The organism is Serratia ureilytica (genome assembly GCF_013375155.1).
Lineage (GTDB): Bacteria > Pseudomonadota > Gammaproteobacteria > Enterobacterales > Enterobacteriaceae > Serratia > Serratia ureilytica.
Map to the genome: position 1 here is coordinate 280,895 of NZ_JABXOF010000007.1, position 19,139 is coordinate 300,033.

Annotated in this window: 17 protein-coding genes; 15 read left to right on the forward strand and 2 right to left on the reverse strand. The window is 58.5% G+C overall.

All coding sequences use genetic code 11. The features are described from left to right. Positions 1-35 precede the first annotated feature (35 nt). Entirely contained in the window at positions 36-2,699 is a 2,664-nt protein-coding gene (glnD, locus tag HWW83_RS14985; RefSeq protein ID WP_033652507.1) for a bifunctional uridylyltransferase/uridylyl-removing protein GlnD, read from the reverse strand. Positions 2,700-2,772: 73 nt separating this feature from the next. Beyond that, the gene (gene map, locus HWW83_RS14990; RefSeq protein ID WP_028127527.1) at positions 2,773-3,567 is read right to left on the reverse strand and encodes a type I methionyl aminopeptidase; all 795 of its coding nucleotides are present in this window, start codon (positions 3,565-3,567) and stop codon (positions 2,773-2,775) included. 345 nt (positions 3,568-3,912) lie between these two features. Here map and rpsB point away from each other — a divergent pair, with 345 nt between their 5' ends. The 15 genes from rpsB (at position 3,913) to rnhB (ending at position 19,087) form a co-directional block, all read left to right on the forward strand. Then, on the forward strand, positions 3,913-4,638 hold the full coding sequence (gene rpsB / locus HWW83_RS14995; RefSeq protein ID WP_016929891.1) for a 30S ribosomal protein S2: 726 nt from the start codon (positions 3,913-3,915) through the stop codon (positions 4,636-4,638). A 129-nt stretch (positions 4,639-4,767) separates the two neighbouring features. Further along, on the forward strand, positions 4,768-5,619 hold the full coding sequence (gene tsf / locus HWW83_RS15000; RefSeq protein ID WP_033644872.1) for a translation elongation factor Ts: 852 nt from the start codon (positions 4,768-4,770) through the stop codon (positions 5,617-5,619). 148 nt (positions 5,620-5,767) lie between these two features. Beyond that, on the forward strand, positions 5,768-6,493 hold the full coding sequence (gene pyrH, locus HWW83_RS15005; RefSeq protein WP_004931940.1) for a UMP kinase: 726 nt from the start codon (positions 5,768-5,770) through the stop codon (positions 6,491-6,493). A gap of 119 nt (positions 6,494-6,612) precedes the next feature. Then, positions 6,613-7,170, forward strand: coding sequence for a ribosome recycling factor (gene frr / locus HWW83_RS15010; RefSeq protein WP_025160240.1), 558 nt, complete (start codon positions 6,613-6,615; stop codon positions 7,168-7,170). A gap of 157 nt (positions 7,171-7,327) precedes the next feature. Further along, positions 7,328-8,533: a 1-deoxy-D-xylulose-5-phosphate reductoisomerase gene (gene ispC / locus HWW83_RS15015; protein WP_176589396.1), complete on the forward strand. Its 1,206-nt coding sequence runs from the start codon at positions 7,328-7,330 to the stop codon at positions 8,531-8,533. Between the two features lie 268 nt (positions 8,534-8,801). Then, the gene (gene ispU / locus HWW83_RS15020; RefSeq protein WP_033644874.1) at positions 8,802-9,560 is read left to right on the forward strand and encodes a (2E,6E)-farnesyl-diphosphate-specific ditrans,polycis-undecaprenyl-diphosphate synthase; all 759 of its coding nucleotides are present in this window, start codon (positions 8,802-8,804) and stop codon (positions 9,558-9,560) included. Between the two features lie 9 nt (positions 9,561-9,569). Next, a complete protein-coding gene (gene cdsA / locus HWW83_RS15025) occupies positions 9,570-10,412 on the forward strand; it encodes a phosphatidate cytidylyltransferase (RefSeq protein WP_033644875.1) in 843 nt (280 codons plus the stop codon). 27 nt (positions 10,413-10,439) lie between these two features. Continuing rightward, entirely contained in the window at positions 10,440-11,795 is a 1,356-nt protein-coding gene (rseP, locus tag HWW83_RS15030) for a sigma E protease regulator RseP (protein WP_025304033.1), read from the forward strand. Between the two features lie 35 nt (positions 11,796-11,830). Further along, a complete protein-coding gene (bamA, locus tag HWW83_RS15035) occupies positions 11,831-14,257 on the forward strand; it encodes an outer membrane protein assembly factor BamA (RefSeq protein WP_033644877.1) in 2,427 nt (808 codons plus the stop codon). 156 nt (positions 14,258-14,413) lie between these two features. Then, positions 14,414-14,911 carry a molecular chaperone Skp gene (gene skp / locus HWW83_RS15040; RefSeq protein ID WP_004931958.1) on the forward strand — a complete coding sequence of 166 codons (498 nt, stop codon included), beginning with the start codon at positions 14,414-14,416 and terminating at the stop codon, positions 14,909-14,911. 3 nt (positions 14,912-14,914) lie between these two features. Continuing rightward, positions 14,915-15,937, forward strand: a complete 1,023-nt coding sequence (gene lpxD / locus HWW83_RS15045; RefSeq protein ID WP_033649808.1) for a UDP-3-O-(3-hydroxymyristoyl)glucosamine N-acyltransferase — start codon at positions 14,915-14,917, stop codon at positions 15,935-15,937. A 160-nt stretch (positions 15,938-16,097) separates the two neighbouring features. After that, positions 16,098-16,553: a 3-hydroxyacyl-ACP dehydratase FabZ gene (gene fabZ, locus HWW83_RS15050; RefSeq protein ID WP_004931962.1), complete on the forward strand. Its 456-nt coding sequence runs from the start codon at positions 16,098-16,100 to the stop codon at positions 16,551-16,553. Between the two features lie 3 nt (positions 16,554-16,556). Next, positions 16,557-17,345, forward strand: coding sequence for an acyl-ACP--UDP-N-acetylglucosamine O-acyltransferase (gene lpxA, locus HWW83_RS15055; RefSeq protein ID WP_033644878.1), 789 nt, complete (start codon positions 16,557-16,559; stop codon positions 17,343-17,345). A gap of 3 nt (positions 17,346-17,348) precedes the next feature. Then, positions 17,349-18,497, forward strand: coding sequence for a lipid-A-disaccharide synthase (gene lpxB / locus HWW83_RS15060; protein WP_004931967.1), 1,149 nt, complete (start codon positions 17,349-17,351; stop codon positions 18,495-18,497). Next, a complete protein-coding gene (gene rnhB, locus HWW83_RS15065; protein ID WP_033644879.1) occupies positions 18,494-19,087 on the forward strand; it encodes a ribonuclease HII in 594 nt (197 codons plus the stop codon). Before lpxB ends, rnhB begins: the two co-directional genes overlap by 4 nt. Positions 19,088-19,139 lie beyond the last annotated feature (52 nt).

The window sequence follows — 19,139 nt, forward strand, 5'->3', positions numbered from 1 at the left end:
TCTTTCCTGATGTTGTCGGTAAAAAGTTACTTGTATCACATTTTATCGTTTGGGGTGAGGGCCTCTGTCAACCGTTGCTCCAACTTTCTGCGCGTTTCTTGGTCGAGCGCGCGCCGCTCGCCGTCGGCCAGGATAAACAAATCCTCGACCCGCTCGCCGATGGTGGAAATGCGCGCGCCGTGCAGCGACAGCCCCAGATCGGCGAACACTTCGCCCACCCGTGCCAGTAGGCCGGGTTGGTCGAGCGCGGTCAGCTCCAGGTAGCTGCGGCGATCGGTGTGGGTCGGCAGGAAGGTGACCTCGGTCGGCACGCTGAAGTGGCGCAGCTTGGAAGAGGGGCGGCGCACGCGCGGCGGCTGGTACTCCCGCTGGGTGATGGCCTGCAGCAGCGCCTGGCGGATCGCCGCGTGGCGATCCTGCGCCAGCGGGCTGCCGTCCGGCTCCAGCACGATAAAGGTGTCCATCGCCATACCGTCGCGGTTGGTGAAGATCTGGGCGTCGTGCACGCTCAGGTTGCGGCGATCCATCTCCCCGGCGACGGCGGCGAACAGATAAGGACGATCCGGGCTCCAGATGAAGATCTCGGTGCCGCCGCGCGTCGCCTGGCGGCTGACCAGCACCAGCGGCTGGGTGGAATCGTGGGCCAGCAGATGGCGGGCGTGCCAGGCCAGCTGATTCGGCGAGTGGCGCAGGAAATAGTCGGCGCGGCAGCGGCTCCAGATGCGGTGCAGCGCCTCTTCGTCGATGTTGTCCATGCGCAGCAGCGCCAACGCCTGCAGCCGGTGGTGGCGCACGCGTTCGCGCAGATCCGGGCTGTTTTGCATGCCGCGGCGCAGCTGTTTCTCGGTGGCGAAATACAGCTCGCGCAACAGGCTCTGCTTCCAGCTGTTCCACAGGGTTTCGTTGGTGGCGCAGATATCCGCCACCGTCAGGCATACCAGGTAGCGCAGGCGAGTTTCGCTCTGCACTTCGCTGCTGAACTGCTGGATCACCGTCGGATCCTGGATATCGCGGCGCTGCGCGGTGACCGACATCAGCAGGTGGCAGCGCACCAGCCAGGCCACCAGTTGGGTTTCTCGCGAGTTGAGGCCGTGCAGCTCGGCGAACTCCACCACGTCCTCCGCGCCGAGGATCGAGTGATCGCCGCCGCGCCCTTTGGCGATATCGTGGAACAAGGCCGCCAGCAGCAGCAGTTCCGGGTGCGGCAGGCGCGGATACAGCTCCACGCACAGCGGATGGCGCGGCCGGGTTTGCGGATCGGCGAAGCTCTCCAGCTTCTGCAGCACCCGGATAGTGTGTTCGTCGACGGTATAGGCGTGGAACAGATCGAACTGCATCTGCCCGACGATCTTGCCCCACTGCGGCATATAGGCCCACAGCACGCTGTGACGGTGCATCGGCACCAGCGCGCGCGACACCGCGCCGGGATGGCGCAGGATGGCCATGAACAGATCGCGCGCTTCCGGGATGGTGCACAGCGGCTGTTTCAGGTGGCGGCGCGCGTGGCGCAGCTGGCGCACGGTGGTGGAGTAAATGCCTTTGATCTCGCGGTTGCGCACCATCAGGTAGAACATGCGCATGATGGCTTGCGGCTCGCGGATGAACAGCGTTTCGTCACGCAGATCGATCAGATCGCCGCGCAGTTGGAAATCGTCGTTCAGCGGACGCGGTTTTTCGGTGGCGTCCAGCGCCAGGATGGCTTCGTCGAACAGCTGCAGCAGCATGTGGTTCAGCTCGCTGACGCGCCGCGTCATGCGGTAGAAGTCTTTCATCATGCGCTCGACCGGCTCGTTGCCTTCGCCTTCATAGCGCAGCAGCTGCGCGACGCTGAGCTGGCGATCGAACAGCAGACGGTTGTCGTAACGCGGCAGCACCAGGTGCAGCGCAAAGCGGATGCGCCACAGGAAGCTCTGGCATTCGTTCAGCTCGTTGCGTTCGGCCTGGGTGAGAAAGCCGAAGCCGACCATTTCGTCCAGCGAGGTGGCGCCGAAGTGGCGGCGCGCCACCCACAGCAGCGTGTGGATGTCGCGCAGGCCGCCGGGGCTGCTTTTGATATCCGGCTCCAGGTTATAGCTGGTGCCGTGGTAGCGCTGATGACGTTCTTGCTGCTCGTTGATCTTGGCGTGGAAAAACTGCGGCGAAGGCCAAAAGCCGTCGCTGAAGATATGTTTTTGCATCTGCAGGAACAGCGCGACGTCGCCGCAGATCATGCGCGATTCGATCAGGTTGGTGGCCACGGTCAGATCCGCCAGCCCTTCCAGCAGACACTCTTCCAGGGTGCGCACGCTGTGGCCCACTTCCAGCTTGAGATCCCACAGCAGGGTGATGAATTCGCCGACCCGCTGCGACTGTTGCTCCGTCAGCCGGCGCTGGCTGAGCACCAGCACGTCGATATCCGACAGCGGGTGCAGCTCGCCGCGGCCGTAGCCGCCGACCGCCACCAGCGCGGTTTCCGGGATATCTTCAAAGCCGTAGAACGTCCACAGCCGGCGCAGCAGGCGATCGATGAAGTCGCTGCGCGCCGCCACCAGGCTTTCGGCGCTGGAGCCGGCGTCGAACGCCGCCGCCAGCCACAGCTGAAACTGTTCCAGCCGCTGTTTCAGCACCGGGCAGGTGAGCTCGTCGTCGCCGTAGGCGCTGGGGGAGGCGGGCGGCATCGGCACGGCCGGGGCCGCCTGTTGAAGAAGATTGTCAGACATAGTGCGCAGCCCATAAAAAAGGCCGGCATAAGCCGGCCTGGTGATATTCTGCACGCGGCGTTCGCCGCGGTGCTTACATCTCGTGCGTAATGATGTTGGGGATGGTGTCATCCTTGCGCAACGTCATTATCTCGCAGCCGTTATCAGTCACCACAATAGTATGCTCATACTGCGCCGACAAGCTGCGATCTTTGGTTTTTACCGTCCAGCCGTCTTTCATGGTGCGGATGCGGTAGTCGCCGGCGTTGACCATCGGTTCGATGGTGAAGGCCATGCCCGGCTGCAGCACCACGCCGCCGTCGTCCGCGTCATAGTGCAGCACCTGCGGCTCTTCGTGGAACACTTCGCCGATGCCGTGGCCGCAGTACTCGCGCACCACGGAGAACTTCTCGGCTTCGACGAATTGCTGGATAGCCTTGCCCAGGGTGCGCAGACGGATGCCCGGTTTGACCATCTTCAGCGCCAGATACAGGCTTTCCTGAGTAACGCGGCACAGGCGCTCGCCCAGAATGGTCGGTTTGCCGACGATGAACATCTTCGAGGTGTCGCCGTGGAAACCGTCTTTAATCACGGTCACGTCGATGTTGACGATGTCGCCGTCTTTCAGCGTTTTGTCGTCGCTCGGGATGCCGTGGCACACCACTTCGTTCACCGAAATGCACACGGATTTCGGGAAGCCGTGATAGCCGAGGCAGGCGGAAATGGCCTGCTGCTCGTTGGTGATGTACTCGTGACAGATACGGTCCAGCTCGCCGGTGGTCACGCCAGGTTTGACGTGCGGCTCGATGATCTCCAGCACTTCGGCGGCCAGGCGGCCGGCCACGCGCATTTTTTGGATGTCATCAGGTGTTTTAATTGAGATTGCCATGAAATTCGTCCGCAGGTGTCGTTATCGTCGACAATAAGAAGCAGTGACTTATGGTATCAGCCCGGCCGGGGGCTGCCAAATTTCATTTCCTGACGCCCGGCGAAACGCAACAAAAGTTGGTGTCGGCGGCGGGTTTATGGTATAAAGCGCGCCGGCGATCCGTGTCTTGGTTCTTGTGACCTGGCGGGAATGAGCCGAAAATACTTTAACTGCACTCATTTTGTGTAAATAACACACACGTATCGGCACATCCGCCGGGGTGCCCTGAGGTGACTTGTCGCCGCCAGGGTCGGCGTTATGGGATACGTGGAGGCATAACCCCAATTAATCTATAGAGGTTTAATCATGGCAACTGTTTCCATGCGCGACATGCTCAAGGCTGGTGTTCACTTTGGTCACCAGACCCGTTACTGGAACCCGAAAATGAAGCCTTTCATCTTCGGCGCTCGTAACAAGGTTCACATCATCAACCTGGAGCAGACTGTACCAATGTTCAACGCCGCTCTGGCTGAACTGAGCAAGATCTCTTCCCGTAAAGGCAAGATCCTGTTCGTTGGTACCAAACGCGCAGCAAGCGAAGCGGTAAAAGACGCCGCGAACAGCTGTGACCAGTTCTTCGTGAACCACCGCTGGTTGGGTGGCATGCTGACTAACTGGAAAACCGTTCGTCAGTCCATCAAGCGTTTGAAAGATCTGGAAATCCAGTCTCAAGACGGCACCCTGGACAAGCTGACCAAGAAAGAAGCGCTGATGCGCACTCGTGAACTGGCCAAGCTGGAAAACTCCCTGGGCGGTATCAAAGATATGGGCGGTCTGCCAGACGCACTGTTCGTTATCGATGCCGATCACGAGCACATCGCGATCAAAGAAGCCAACAACCTGGGTATCCCGGTATTCTCTATCGTTGATACCAACTCCAACCCAGACGGCGTTGACTTCATCATCCCTGGTAACGACGACGCAATCCGTGCAGTAAACCTGTACCTGACTGCTGTTGCTGCCGCTGTGCGTGAAGGTCGTTCTCAAGATCTGGCCGTTCAGGCGGAAGAAGGCTTCGTAGAAGCTGAATAATAAGGCAAGCTCGTCACTGAGCCCTTATTAACCAGGTATTGACATATGTTGGTTAGGGGGGCCTGTAAAGGCCCCCTTTGCTTATCTGAATGAGAACTGTCTCCACGCGAGATAACCGAGGAAAAATAAATGGCTGATATTACCGCTGCCCTGGTAAAAGAACTGCGCGAGCGTACCGGCGCTGGCATGATGGATTGCAAGAAGGCGCTGGTTGAATCCAACGGCGACATCGAACTGGCAATCGAAAACATGCGTAAGTCCGGTGCGATCAAAGCCGCTAAAAAAGCAGGCAACGTAGCTGCTGACGGCGTGATCAAAACCAAGATCGAAGGCAACTACGGCATCATTCTGGAAGTTAACTGCCAGACTGACTTCGTTGCGAAAGACGCCGGTTTCCAGGCGTTCGCCGACAAAGTGCTGGATGCCGCTATGGCCGGCAAAATCACTGACGTTGACGTGCTGAAAGCACAGTTCGAAGAAGAGCGCGTAGCGCTGGTGGCAAAAATCGGCGAAAACATCAACATTCGTCGCGTTGCTTCCCTGGAAGGCGACGTGCTGGGCAGCTACCTGCACGGCGCGCGCATCGGCGTTCTGGTTGCGGCTAAAGGCGCTGACGAAGAGCTGGTTAAGCAAATCGCAATGCACATTGCGGCGAGCAAGCCAGAGTTCGTGAAGCCAGAAGACGTGTCTGCTGAAGTGGTAGAAAAAGAGTACCAGGTTCAGCTGGACATCGCCATGCAGTCCGGCAAGCCGAAAGAAATCGCAGAGAAAATGGTTGAAGGCCGCATGAAGAAATTCACCGGCGAAGTTTCTCTGACCGGTCAGCCTTTCGTTATGGATCCGAGCAAATCCGTTGCTCAGGTGCTGAAAGAGCACAACGCTGACGTGACCAACTTCATTCGCTTCGAAGTGGGCGAAGGCATCGAGAAAGTCGAAACCGACTTCGCTGCTGAAGTTGCCGCGATGAGCAAACAGTCTTAATGACTGTCGATGGAACCGCCGTCTGGCGGTTCCATACTATCCAGCCAGAATTACACCGGTGGCAGGCCCTGCAGCGTGATGCTCACCTCAGGCGCGTTTCATCGGCTGAAATCCCCAATACTAATACTGCTTCTTAGGACAGAACACCATGGCAACCAATGCAAAACCCGTATATCAGCGTATTCTGCTTAAACTGAGTGGCGAAGCCCTGCAAGGTGCAGAAGGTTTTGGTATCGACGCCAGCGTTTTGGATCGCATGGCTCAGGAAGTGAAAGAGCTGGTCGAACTGGGAATTCAGGTCGGTGTAGTTATTGGCGGCGGGAACTTGTTCCGCGGCGCGGGGCTGGCGCAAGCCGGCATGAACCGCGTAGTGGGCGACCACATGGGAATGCTGGCTACCGTGATGAACGGCCTGGCTATGCGTGATGCACTGCACCGTGCCTATGTGAACGCCCGCCTGATGTCAGCGATCCCGCTGAACGGCGTATGTGATAATTACAGCTGGGCAGAGGCTATCAGCCTGCTGCGCAACAACCGCGTGGTGATCTTCTCCGCCGGTACCGGCAACCCGTTCTTTACCACCGATTCCGCTGCCTGCCTGCGCGGCATCGAGATCGAAGCGGACGTGGTGCTGAAAGCCACCAAAGTGGATGGCGTATACTCCGCCGATCCGGTGAAAAACCCGGATGCGACGCTGTATGAACAATTAACCTATCAGGACGTGCTGGAGCGCGAGCTGAAAGTGATGGATCTGGCGGCGTTTACGCTGGCCCGCGATCACGGTCTGCCGATCCGCGTGTTCAACATGAACAAGCCTGGTGCGCTGCGCCGCGTGGTGATGGGTGAGAACGAAGGTACGTTGATCAGCAAATAAGGCTGTTCACACCTCTTTTTCGGAGCGCGTGACGCCAGGCGCCGCGCGCTCTTCGAGTACGAATACGGGCTATACTTGAGTATCGCCTGCCAAGTAACCAGCTTCCAAGGGTTTGCAACGTGACTAATGAAATCAGAAAAGATGCTGATTCACGCATGGAAAAAAGCGTAGAAGCATTCAAAAACCAAATCAGCAAGATCCGTACCGGCCGCGCTTCTCCAAGCATTCTGGATGGTATCATGGTGGAATACTACGGCGCCGCTACGCCGCTGCGTCAGCTGGCCAACGTGACCGTGGAAGACTCCCGCACGCTGAAAATCAACGTATTCGACCGCAGCCTGAGCCAGGCCGTTGAGAAAGCGATCATGAGCTCTGATCTGGGCCTCAACCCGTCTTCCGCCGGTTCTGACATTCGCGTTCCGCTGCCTCCGCTGACCGAAGAACGTCGTAAGGATCTGATCAAGATCGTGCGCGGCGAAGCCGAGCAGGGCCGCGTAGCGGTGCGTAACGTGCGTCGCGACGCCAACGACAAGGTCAAGGCGCTGCTGAAAGATAAAGAGATCAGCGAAGACGAAGAGCGTCGTTCACAAGACGAGATTCAGAAAATGACCGACGCTTACATCAAGCTGGTCGACGCCGCGCTGGCGGAGAAAGAAAAAGAGCTGATGGAATTCTAATCAGCATCGCGCAGAAAAAAAGCGTCGCCTGGGCGGCGCTTTGTTTTTTGTGGCGCAGATCCCGTTTCATCGTACTGAAAGATCATGGACAAGCGGTGTCCAAGGCTCCACACTGGAGCACCTCCGATCTCATCAGACAGTTATTCAGAGTGAACTCATGAAGCAACTGACCATTCTTGGCTCGACCGGCTCGGTAGGGACCAGCACCCTGGCCGTGGTCAGGGCGAATCTCGACCGTTTTGCGATCAAAGCGCTGGTGGCCGGCCGCAACGTTACGGTCATGGCGCAGCAATGCATGGAATTTCGGCCCGCGTTTGCCGCGATGGCGGATGAAAGCGCCGCGCGCGAGCTGCGCGCCATCCTGGCGGAGAACGGCGTCGCTACCGAAGTGTTGGCCGGGGAACAAGCGGCCTGTGAATTGGCCGCTTTGGATGACGTCGATCAAGTGACGGCGGCCATCGTCGGCGCCGCGGGGCTGTTGCCGACGCTGGCGGCGATCCGCGCGGGCAAGCAGGTGCTGCTGGCCAACAAAGAGTCGCTGGTCACCTGCGGCCGTCTGTTTATGGACGCGGTGCGGCAAAGCCAGGCGCAACTGCTGCCGCTCGACAGCGAGCACAACGCGATTTTTCAGAGTTTGCCTGAGAACATTCAGCGTCAGTTGGGATACTCTTCACTGGACAGTCATGGTGTTTCGCGCATCGTGCTTACCGGTTCCGGCGGCCCGTTCCGCACCACGCCGTTGGAACAGTTCGCCGCGATGACGCCGGATCAAGCCTGCGCCCACCCGAACTGGTCGATGGGTCGCAAGATCTCGGTGGATTCCGCCACCATGATGAACAAAGGTCTGGAATACATTGAGGCCCGCTGGCTGTTTAACGCCTCGGCCGAGCAAATGGAAGTGATCCTGCACCCGCAGTCGGTGATTCACTCGATGGTGCGCTATGCAGACGGCAGTGTGCTGGCGCAGTTGGGGACGCCGGATATGCGCACGCCAATCGCTCACGCGATGGCGTATCCGCAGCGTGTGAATTCCGGTGTGGAAGCGCTGGACTTCTGCCGTATCGGTTCGCTGACCTTCGCCGAACCGGAGCGTGAGCGTTATCCTTGCCTGTATTTGGCGATCGAAGCGTTTGATGCCGGCCAGGCGGCCACCACCGCGCTGAACGCGGCCAACGAAATCGCCGTGGCGGCATTTTTGCAGCAGCAGATTCGCTTTACCGATATCGCGGCGGTCAATCGCCAGGTGGTGGAACGTCTCGCGCTGCAGGAACCGACGAGCATCGAAGCGGTCTTAGACATTGACCGTCAGGCGCGCGCCGCCGCTGAGGAGCGGGTTCGCGCGTTGTGCGTCCGATCACGGTGATTATCCGATTTTGCTCGTAATTCGCGTGCGCCGCAGCGGGGCCGTTTGTTCATGCCCCGCTGAGGTGGTATAGTCTGCGCCACCTGTCAGCGGTTATACCGTTGAATTATGGCCCGATTGGCGCCTTGTGCGTCAATGGCGGCCCGGCTGCGCCGGGTGTCGCAAGGGCAGGCTGAAAGCCGTGTCGGGCACACGGCTTTTTTTGCGCGTAAGGGCCTGATGTTCCGGAAAGGCAGTTATATTTCTATTGAGGAAATAAGTACGAGTTATGTCGTCCGCAAACCAACAAGAGGCTAATCCATCTTCCCCGGGGCCGCGCCATGTCGCCATTATCATGGACGGTAACGGACGCTGGGCCAAACGTCAGGGCAAGTTACGTGTCTTCGGTCATAAAGCAGGGGTGAAATCGGTTCGCCGCGCGGTCAGTTTTGCCGCCAGCCACCATTTAGATGCGCTCACGCTTTATGCCTTCAGCAGCGAAAACTGGAACCGTCCGGTGCAGGAAGTCTCTGCCCTGATGGAGCTTTTTGTCCGCGCTTTGGATAGTGAAGTAAAAAGCCTGCATAAACATAACGTCAGGCTGCGAGTGATCGGCGATATCAGCCGATTCAGCGCGCGTTTGCAGGAGCGGATCCGCCGCTCTGAAGCTCTGACGGAAAATAACGATGGCCTGACGCTCAATATCGCTGCCAACTACGGCGGCCGTTGGGATATCATTCAGGGAGTAAGGGAACTGGCCGAACAGGTACGGGTAGGCGAGTTGCACCCGGATCAGATCAGCGAGGAATTATTGAACGAGCGGGTTTGCATGAGCGACCTGGCGCCGGTGGATCTGGTTATCCGCACCGGTGGCGAGCATCGCATCAGTAATTTCCTGCTGTGGCAAATCGCCTATGCTGAACTTTACTTTACTGATGTGCTCTGGCCTGATTTCGATGAACTTGTCTTTGAAGGTGCGCTGAATGCATTTGCACAACGTGAGCGCCGCTTCGGGGGAACAACACCTAACGGCGCCGATGCGTCCTAGGGAGAACTTTTGCTGAAGTATCGCCTCATAACTGCTCTGATTTTAATCCCGATCGTTATCGCGGCGCTGTTCCTGTTGCCGCCGTTGGCCTTTGCTCTGGTAACGCTCGTCGTGTGCATGTTAGCTGCCTGGGAGTGGGGCCAATTGGCCGGTTTTACCTCCCGTTCGCAGCGCATCTGGTTGGCGATACTGTGCGGTTTTCTGCTTGCGCTGATGATGCTCAGCGTCCCCGCTTACCATCAATCCGTGCCGCAGATAAGCGGCTCGCTGTGGCTGTCGTTGGCCTGGTGGCTGGCGGCGTTGCTGTTGGTGCTGTTCTATCCCGGCTCGGCCGCTATCTGGCGCAATTCGCGCCCGCTGCGCCTGCTGTTTGGCCTGCTGACCATCGTGCCGTTTTTCTGGGGCATGCTGGCGCTGCGCCAGTTCGGCTACGAGCAAAACCCGTTTACCGGCGCCTGGTGGCTGCTGTACGTGATGTTGCTGGTGTGGGGCGCAGATTCCGGTGCCTACATGTTCGGCAAGCTGTTCGGCAAGCATAAGCTGGCGCCGAAGGTCTCACCGGGCAAAACGTGGGAAGGTTTGATCGGCGGGTTGCTGACGTCGGCGGTGATCTCGTGGCTGTTCGGCCGCTACGCGCCGCTGAACGTGGTGCCGACCACGCTGCTGGCCTGTTCGGTGATCGCCGCGCTGGCTTCGGTGCTGGGCGATTTGACCGAAAGCATGTTCAAACGCGAAGCGGGCATCAAGGACAGCGGGCATTTGATTCCCGGTCATGGCGGCATACTGGATCGTATCGACAGCCTGACCGCGGCGGTGCCGGTGTTTGCCTGCCTGATGCTGTTGGTGTTTTAATCCGTCGATGACGGAAAGTGAGGGATGATGGTCAGCGTGCTTTGGAACCTGGTGGCGTTTCTGATTGCGCTCGGTATCTTGATTACCGTGCATGAGTTCGGACACTTTTGGGTTGCCCGTCGTTGCGGCGTGCGCGTTGAACGCTTCTCCATCGGCTTCGGCCGGGCGCTGTGGCGCCGAACCGATCGCCAGGGCACCGAGTACGTTATCGCTCTGATCCCGCTCGGCGGCTACGTGAAGATGCTGGACGAGCGCGTGGAGTCGGTGGCGCCGGAGATGCGCCACCAGGCCTTCAACAATAAAACCGTCTGGCAGCGCGCGGCCATCATCAGCGCCGGCCCCATCGCCAACTTCCTGTTTGCTATCCTTGCCTACTGGCTGGTGTTCATCATCGGCGTGCCGAGTTTCCGTCCGGTGATCGGCGAAATCGCGCCGCAATCGATCGCCGCCAAGGCTGAAATTTCGTCTGGCATGGAACTAAAGTCGGTTGACGGCATCGAAACGCCTGATTGGGAGTCAGTTCGTCTGGCGCTGGTGGCGAAGATTGGCGATGCGCAAACCGAAGTCGGCGTAGCGCCGTTCGGCTCTTCGCAGGTGGTGACCAAAACCCTGGACTTGCGCCAGTGGAACTTTGAACCGGACAAGCAGGATCCCGTTGTCGCGCTGGGGATTATGCCGCGCGGCCCGCAGATCGAATCCGTGTTGGCGGAAGTGCAGCCGAACTCGGCGGCGCAAAAGGCGGGTTTACAAGCGGGGGACAGGATCGTTAAAGTCGATGGTCAGCCGTTGGGTCGTTGGCAGACGCTGGTGAAGCGTATCCACGATGGCCCGGGGCAACCGCTGGCTTTGGAGATTGAAAGAAACGGCGCCCCCTTGTCTTTGACGCTGATACCGGATACAAAGCCGGTGGGAAAAGACAAATCGGTGGGGTTTGCAGGCATCATTCCAAAGGTGCTGCCGCTGCCGGAAGAGTATAAGACGATTCGCCAGTATGGACCGTTCCCGGCGCTGTATCAGGCCGGCGACAAGACCTGGCAGCTGATGCGGCTGACGGTCAACATGCTGGGCAAATTAATAACCGGTGATGTAAAGCTGAACAACCTGAGTGGCCCGATCTCGATTGCACAGGGAGCTGGGGCGTCAGCCGGAGTCGGATTCGTGTATTATCTGATGTTCCTGGCGTTGATTAGCGTCAACCTGGGGATCATCAACCTGTTCCCATTACCGGTGTTAGATGGTGGGCATCTCCTCTTCCTGGCGATAGAAAAGCTGAAGGGTGGGCCGGTTTCCGAGCGAGTACAGGACTACAGCTACCGCATAGGTTCGATCGTGTTGGTGTTGTTGATGGGTCTTGCACTTTTCAATGATTTTTCCCGCCTTTAGGGGCGGGGATAGGTTAGGAAGAACGCATAACAACGATGGCGATGAAAAAGTTGCTCATAGCGTCGCTGCTGTTTGGCAGCGCCACCGTATACGGTGCAGACGGGTTCGTAGTGAAAGACATTCATTTCGAAGGCCTGCAGCGAGTTGCCGTCGGTGCGGCGTTACTCAACATGCCGGTTCGCGTCGGCGATACCGTCACTGACGATGACATCAGTAATACCATTCGTGCCTTGTTTGCCACCGGCAACTTCGAGGACGTGCGCGTACTGCGCGATGGTAATACCTTGATCGTGCAGGTGAAGGAACGTCCTACCATCGCCAGCATCACTTTCTCCGGCAACAAGTCGGTGAAGGATGACATGCTCAAGCAAAACCTGGAAGCCTCCGGCGTCCGGGTGGGCGAGGCGCTCGACCGCACCACGATTTCCAGCATTGAAAAAGGGCTGGAAGACTTCTATTACAGCGTTGGTAAATACAGCGCCTCGGTGAAAGCCGTGGTCACGCCGTTGCCGCGCAACCGTGTCGACCTGAAGCTGGTGTTCACGGAAGGGGTCTCCGCCAAGATTCAACAAATCAACATCGTCGGCAACCATGCCTTCACCAACGATGAACTGATCTCGCGCTTCCAACTGCGTGACGAAGTGCCGTGGTGGAACCTGGTCGGCGATCGCAAATACCAGAAGCAAAAACTGGCGGGCGATCTCGAAACCCTGCGCAGCTTCTATCTGGATCGCGGCTATGCCCGCTTTAACATCGATTCTACCCAGGTGAGCCTGACGCCGGATAAAAAAGGCATCTACATCACCATCAACATCACCGAAGGCGATCAGTACAAGCTTTCTGATGTTGTCGTGAACGGCAATCTGGCCGGCCACTCGGCGGAAGTCGCTCAGATCACCAAAATCGAGCCGGGCGAGCTGTATAACGGCAGCAAAGTGACCAAAATGGAAGACAACATCAAAACGATGTTGGGCCGTTATGGTTACGCCTACCCGCGCGTCGGCACCCAGCCGGAGATCAATGACGCGGATAAAACCGTCAAGCTGCACGTCAACGTTGACGCGGGCAACCGTTTCTACGTGCGCCGCATCAAGTTCGAAGGCAACGACACCAGCAAGGATTCCGTACTGCGTCGCGAAATGCGCCAGATGGAAGGCGCCTGGCTCGGCAACGAGCAGGTCGAGCAGGGCAAGGAGCGTCTGAACCGCCTGGGCTACTTCGAAACGGTCGATGTGGAAACCCAGCGCGTGCCGGGCACTGCCGATCAGGTCGACGTGACCTACAAGGTTAAAGAACGCAACACCGGTACCTTTAACTTCGGCGTCGGTTACGGCACCGAGAGCGGCGTCAGCTTCCAGGCCGGCGTGCAGCAGGATAACTGGTTGGGTACCGGCTACTCGGTCGGCATCAGCGGCACCAAGAACGATTACCAGACGTATACCGAATTCTCGGTCACCAACCCGTACTTCACCGTTGACGGTGTGAGCCTGGGCGGCCGCGTCTTCTACAACGACTTTAAAGCGGATAACGCGGATCTGTCCGACTACACCAACAAGAGTTACGGTGTTGACGGCACGCTGGGCTTCCCGATCAATGAAAACAACTCGTTGCGCACCGGCCTGGGCTATGTCCACAACGGCCTGTCGAACATGCAGCCGCAGATCGCCATGTGGCGTTACCTCGACTCGATGGGCGTGGATGCGAACAAGACCGACCGCGCCAGCTACTCGACGGACGACTTTACCCTGAACCTGGGCTGGACCTACAACAACCTGGACCGCGGCTACTTCCCGACTTCGGGTAACCGCACCACGTTGAACGGCAAGGTCACCATTCCGGGGTCGGACAACGAATACTACAAGGTGACGCTGGACAGCGTACAGTACGTGCCGATCAACGACGACCGCACCTGGGTGCTGTTGGGTCGCGGCCGTCTGGGTTACGCGGATGGGCTGGGCGGCAAGGAAATGCCGTTCTACGAGAACTTCTACGCCGGTGGTTCGAGCACCGTGCGTGGCTTCCAGTCCAACACCATTGGTCCGAAGGCGGTGTACTACAACTCCAATTCGTACCAGTGCCAGTTCAACGCCGGCAGCACCACCGATCGTCAGAGCATCTGTGGTTCGGATGACGCGGTGGGCGGTAACGCCATGGCGGTCGCCAGCCTGGAGCTGATCACCCCAACGCCGTTCATCAGCGAGAAATACGCCAACTCTGTGCGCACGTCGCTGTTCATCGATGCGGGTACCGTGTGGGATACCAAGTGGAAGAATACCAACGATACGCTGATGTACGGCGTGCCGGACTACAGCAAGGCCAGCAATATTCGTTCTTCCGCCGGTATCGCGCTGCAGTGGATGTCGCCATTGGGGCCATTGGTGTTCTCTTACGCCAACCCGATCAAGAAATACGAAGGCGACAAGTCCGAACAGTTCCAGTTTAACATCGGTAAGACCTGGTAACGGGTCTCGCCTCTGGGCATAACAGTTATTAAGAATCGCAATGGCCAGGCGCCCGCCGGCAGAGGGAGATGATTCTCATTGTTTGGTGGGACAAGTCTGGCAAATTGTGTACTTCAGTGTCATATGACACAAATGGGTGATGGTAAGGAGTTTATAGTGAAAAAGTGGTTGTGTGCCGCAGGCCTCGGTTTAGCAATGGCTGCTTCAGCTGGCGTTCAGGCAGCAGATAAGATCGCTGTCGTTAACGTCTCCAGCATTTTCCAACAGCTGCCGGCCCGCGAAGCGGTCGCTAAACAGCTGGAAAACGAGTTTAAAGGCCGTGCAAGCGAACTCCAGAACATGGAACGTAGCCTGCAGACCAAAATGCAACGTCTGCAGCGTGACGGCGCTACCATGAAAGCCAGCGACCGCAGCAAGTTGGAAAAAGACGTGATGGCGCAGCGCGAGCAGTTCTCTCAGAAAGCCCAGGCTTTCGAGCAGGACAACCGTCGTCGCCAGATGGAAGAGCGTAACAAGATCCTGAGCCGCATTCAGGACGCGGTGAAATCTGTCGCGAGCAAAGGCGGTTATGACGTGGTGATCGACGCCAACGCCGTTGCCTATGCAGACTCTTCCAAAGATATCACTGCTGACGTGCTGAAACAGGTTAAATAACACATGCTTTCAATTCGACTGGCTGATTTAGCGCAGCAGTTGGATGCACAATTGCACGGTGATGGCGATCTCGTCATCACCGGCATTGCTTCTATGCATTCGGCACAGCCTGGCCAAATCACGTTTTTGTCAAACAGCCGCTATCAAGAGCAGCTGTCTTCCTGCCAGGCAAGCGCCGTGGTGCTTACCGAAGCGGATTTACCACACTGCCGTGCTGCGGCGCTGGTGGTTAAGAACCCTTACCTGACCTATGCGCGCATGGCGCAGCTGATGGACACCACGCCGTCGCCGGCTCAGGATATCGCGCCAAGCGCGGTTGTCTCGCCTGAAGCGCAGCTGGGGCAGAATGTCGCCATTGGGGCGAACGCGGTGATCGAGTCGGGTGCGGTGCTTGGCGATAACGTGGTTATCGGCCCGGGCTGCTTCATCGGCAAACACGCACGCATCGGCGCGGGAACGCGTCTGTGGGCGAACGTAACGATTTATCATGCGGTCGAAATCGGCCAGCGCTGCCTGATTCAGTCGGGCACCGTGATCGGCGCAGACGGTTTCGGCTATGCGAATGAGCGCGGCGAGTGGATCAAGATCCCTCAGTTGGGCACGGTGATTATCGGCGATCGCGTCGAAATCGGCGCTTGCACCACCATTGACCGCGGCGCTTTGGATAACACCCAAATCGGGAATGGTGTTATCATCGACAACCAATGCCAGATTGCACATAACGTCGTGATTGGCGACAATACCGCCGTCGCCGGCGGTGTGATCATGGCCGGCAGCCTGAAAATCGGCCGCTACTGCCAGATTGGCGGCGCCAGCGTGATCAACGGTCACATGGAAATTGCCGACAAGGTTGTTGTTACCGGAATGGGAATGGTTATGCGACCAATCACCGAACCTGGGGTATACTCTTCGGGCATTCCGTTGCAGCCTAACAAGGTTTGGCGTAAAACCGCTGCGTTGGTAATGAATATCGATGAGATCAGCAAGCGCTTGAAAGCTGTCGAACGTAAAGTCGGAAAAGACTAGTCATTGCCGCCCGCTCTCGCGGGTACAAAACGAAACGCGTTGGTCGTGAGACCAAAAGCGCAAAGAGATGTTAATTTGCGGCCTGCATGATGATCTCCTTTTGGGGTCAGCGCAGGCCGTGTTGTTGATGCCATCAGTTTTTAGAGACAGGAAGAGTATTTTGACTACTGACACTCATACTCTGGATATTGCAGAAATTTTGGATCTGCTTCCTCACCGTTACCCGTTCTTGCTGGTCGACCGCGTCCTCGAGTTTGAAGAGCACAAATATCTGCGTGCGGTGAAGAACGTATCGGTGAATGAACCGTTTTTCCAGGGCCACTTCCCTGGCAAACCGATTTTCCCAGGCGTATTGATCCTGGAAGCCATGGCGCAGGCCACCGGCATCCTGGCGTTTAAAAGCGTCGGCAAACTGGAACCGGGCGAGCTGTATTACTTCGCTGGTATCGATGAAGCTCGCTTCAAGCGCCCTGTGGTGCCAGGCGATCAGATGGTCATGGAAGTCACCTTCGAGAAAACTCGCCGCGGTCTGACTCGCTTCAAAGGCGTGGCGACCGTTGACGGTAAAATTGTCTGCGAAGCAACCATGATGTGTGCCCGCAGCCGGGAGGCTTAATCCGTGATTGACCAAACCGCCTTTATCCATCCTAGCGCGATAGTCGAAGAAGGCGCCGTGATTGGCGCCGGCGTGCATATCGGCCCTTTCTGCTACGTCGGCTCCCAGGTGGAAATCGGCGCCGGCACGGTGCTGAAATCCCACGTGGTGGTGAACGGCATTACCAAGATTGGCCGCGATAACCAGATTTATCAGTTCGCCTCTATCGGCGAAGTGAATCAGGATCTGAAATACGCGGGCGAGCCGACGCGTGTGGAAGTGGGCGATCGCAATCGCATCCGCGAAAGCGTCACCATCCACCGCGGCACCGCGCAGGGCACCGGCCTGACCAAAGTGGGCAACGATAACCTGCTGATGGTCAACGTGCATGTCGCCCACGACTGCGTAGTTGGCAACGCTTGCGTGCTGGCCAACAACGCCACGCTGGCGGGGCATGTGGAAATCGACGATCACGCCATCATCGGCGGCATGACGGCGATCCATCAGTTCTGCATTATCGGCGCGCATGTGATGGTAGGCGGTTGTTCCGGTGTCGCTCAGGATGTGCCTCCGTTCGTCATCGCTCAGGGCAACCACGCTACGCCGTTCGGCGTCAACGCGGTCGGCCTCAAGCGCCGCGGTTTTGACAAGGATGAAATGCAGGCGATCCGCAACGCCTACAAAATCCTGTATCGCAGCGAAAAAACGCTGGATGAAGCGAAAGCGGAAATCGAAGCCCTGGCCAAAGAGCAGCCGGTGGTGCAGCAGTACCTCGATTTCTTCACCCGTTCTACCCGTGGCATCATTCGCTGAGTTATGTCGAATCGTCCATTGACTATCGGATTGGTCGCCGGAGAAACCTCCGGTGACATTCTCGGCGCCGGTTTGATCCGTGCGCTCAAAGCGCAGATCCCTGACGCGCGTTTCGTTGGCGTCGCCGGCCCGCTGATGCAGGCCGAAGGGTGCGAAGCCTGGTACGAAATGGAAGAGCTGGCGGTAATGGGCGTGGTGGAAGTGCTCGAGCGCTTGCCACGCCTGTTGAAGATCCGCAAGGATCTTACCCGCCGCTTCGGTGAGCTGCGGCCGGACGTGTTTGTCGGCATCGACGCGCCGGACTTCAACATCACGCTGGAAGGCCGCCTCAAGCAGCGCGGCATTCGCACCATCCACTATGTCAGCCCTTCAGTGTGGGCCTGGCGACAAAAGCGCGTTTTCAAAATAGGCAAAGCCACCGATTTGGTGCTGGCCTTTCTCCCTTTCGAAAAAGCGTTTTACGATCGTTTCAACGTCCCCTGCCGGTTTATCGGTCACACCATGGCGGACGCCATGCCGCTGCAGCCCGATCGGTTGGCGGCGCGCGCTCAGCTTGGCATCGCTCCGCAGGCGCGCTGTTTGGCCTTGTTGCCGGGCAGCCGCGGCGCCGAAGTCGAGATGCTGAGCGCCGACTTCCTCAAAACCGCGCAGCTGCTGCGCACGCGTTATCCCGAGCTGGAAGTGGTGGTGCCGCTGGTCAACGCCAAACGGCGTGAGCAGTTTGAGCGCATCAAGGCCGAAGTGGCGCCGGATCTGACCGTACACCTGCTGAATGGGCAGGGGCGTGAAGCGATGATCGCCAGCGACGCGGCGCTGCTGGCATCCGGCACGGCGGCGCTGGAATGCATGCTGGCCAAGTGCCCGATGGTCGTGGGCTATCGCATGAAGCCGTTCACTTTCTGGTTGGCGCAGAAGCTGGTGAAAACGCCTTATGTCTCGCTGCCGAATCTGCTGGCGGGGCGGGAGATCGTCACCGAACTGCTGCAGCATGACTGCGTCCCGGACAAACTGGCCGCCGCCGTGATGCCGCTGCTGGAAGAGAGCCCGGAAACCGACGCGTTGAAACAGACTTTCCTTACCTTGCACCAAAGCATCCGTTGCGGTGCGGACGAACAGGCCGCTCAGGCTGTGTTGGAGCTGGCGAAAGCATGATTGAACCCTTTATCTATCCCGCTGCCACGCTGATTGCCGGTGTGGACGAAGTGGGCCGCGGCCCGTTGGTCGGCGCGGTGGTCACCGCCGCCGTGATCCTCGATCCGGCGCGGCCGATCGTCGGGCTGGCGGACTCCAAAAAGCTCAGTGAAAAACGCCGGCTGGCGCTGTATGACGAAATCGTCGCCAAAGCGCTCTCCTGGAGCCTGGGGCGCGCCGAACCGGCGGAAATCGACCAGCTGAACATTTTGCACGCCACCATGTTGGCGATGCAGCGCGCGGTGGCCGGGTTGCATATCGCGCCGGACATGGTTTTAATCGACGGTAACCGTTGCCCGAGCTTGCCGATGCGTTCGCAGGCGGTGGTGAAGGGCGACAGCCGCGTGGCGGAGATCAGCGCGGCGTCCATTCTGGCGAAGGTCACGCGCGATCGCGAAATGGCCGAGCTGGACAGCGAGTTCCCGGACTACGGTTTCGCGCAGCATAAAGGCTACCCGACCGCCTTCCACCTGGAGCGGCTGGCCGCGCTGGGCGCCACCGAGCATCATCGCCGCAGCTTCGCGCCGGTGAAAAGGGCGCTCGCGCTGTAGCCTGCGAGCCTGACCGGCTCGACGATAGCATTAACCCGGGCTCAGCACGCTG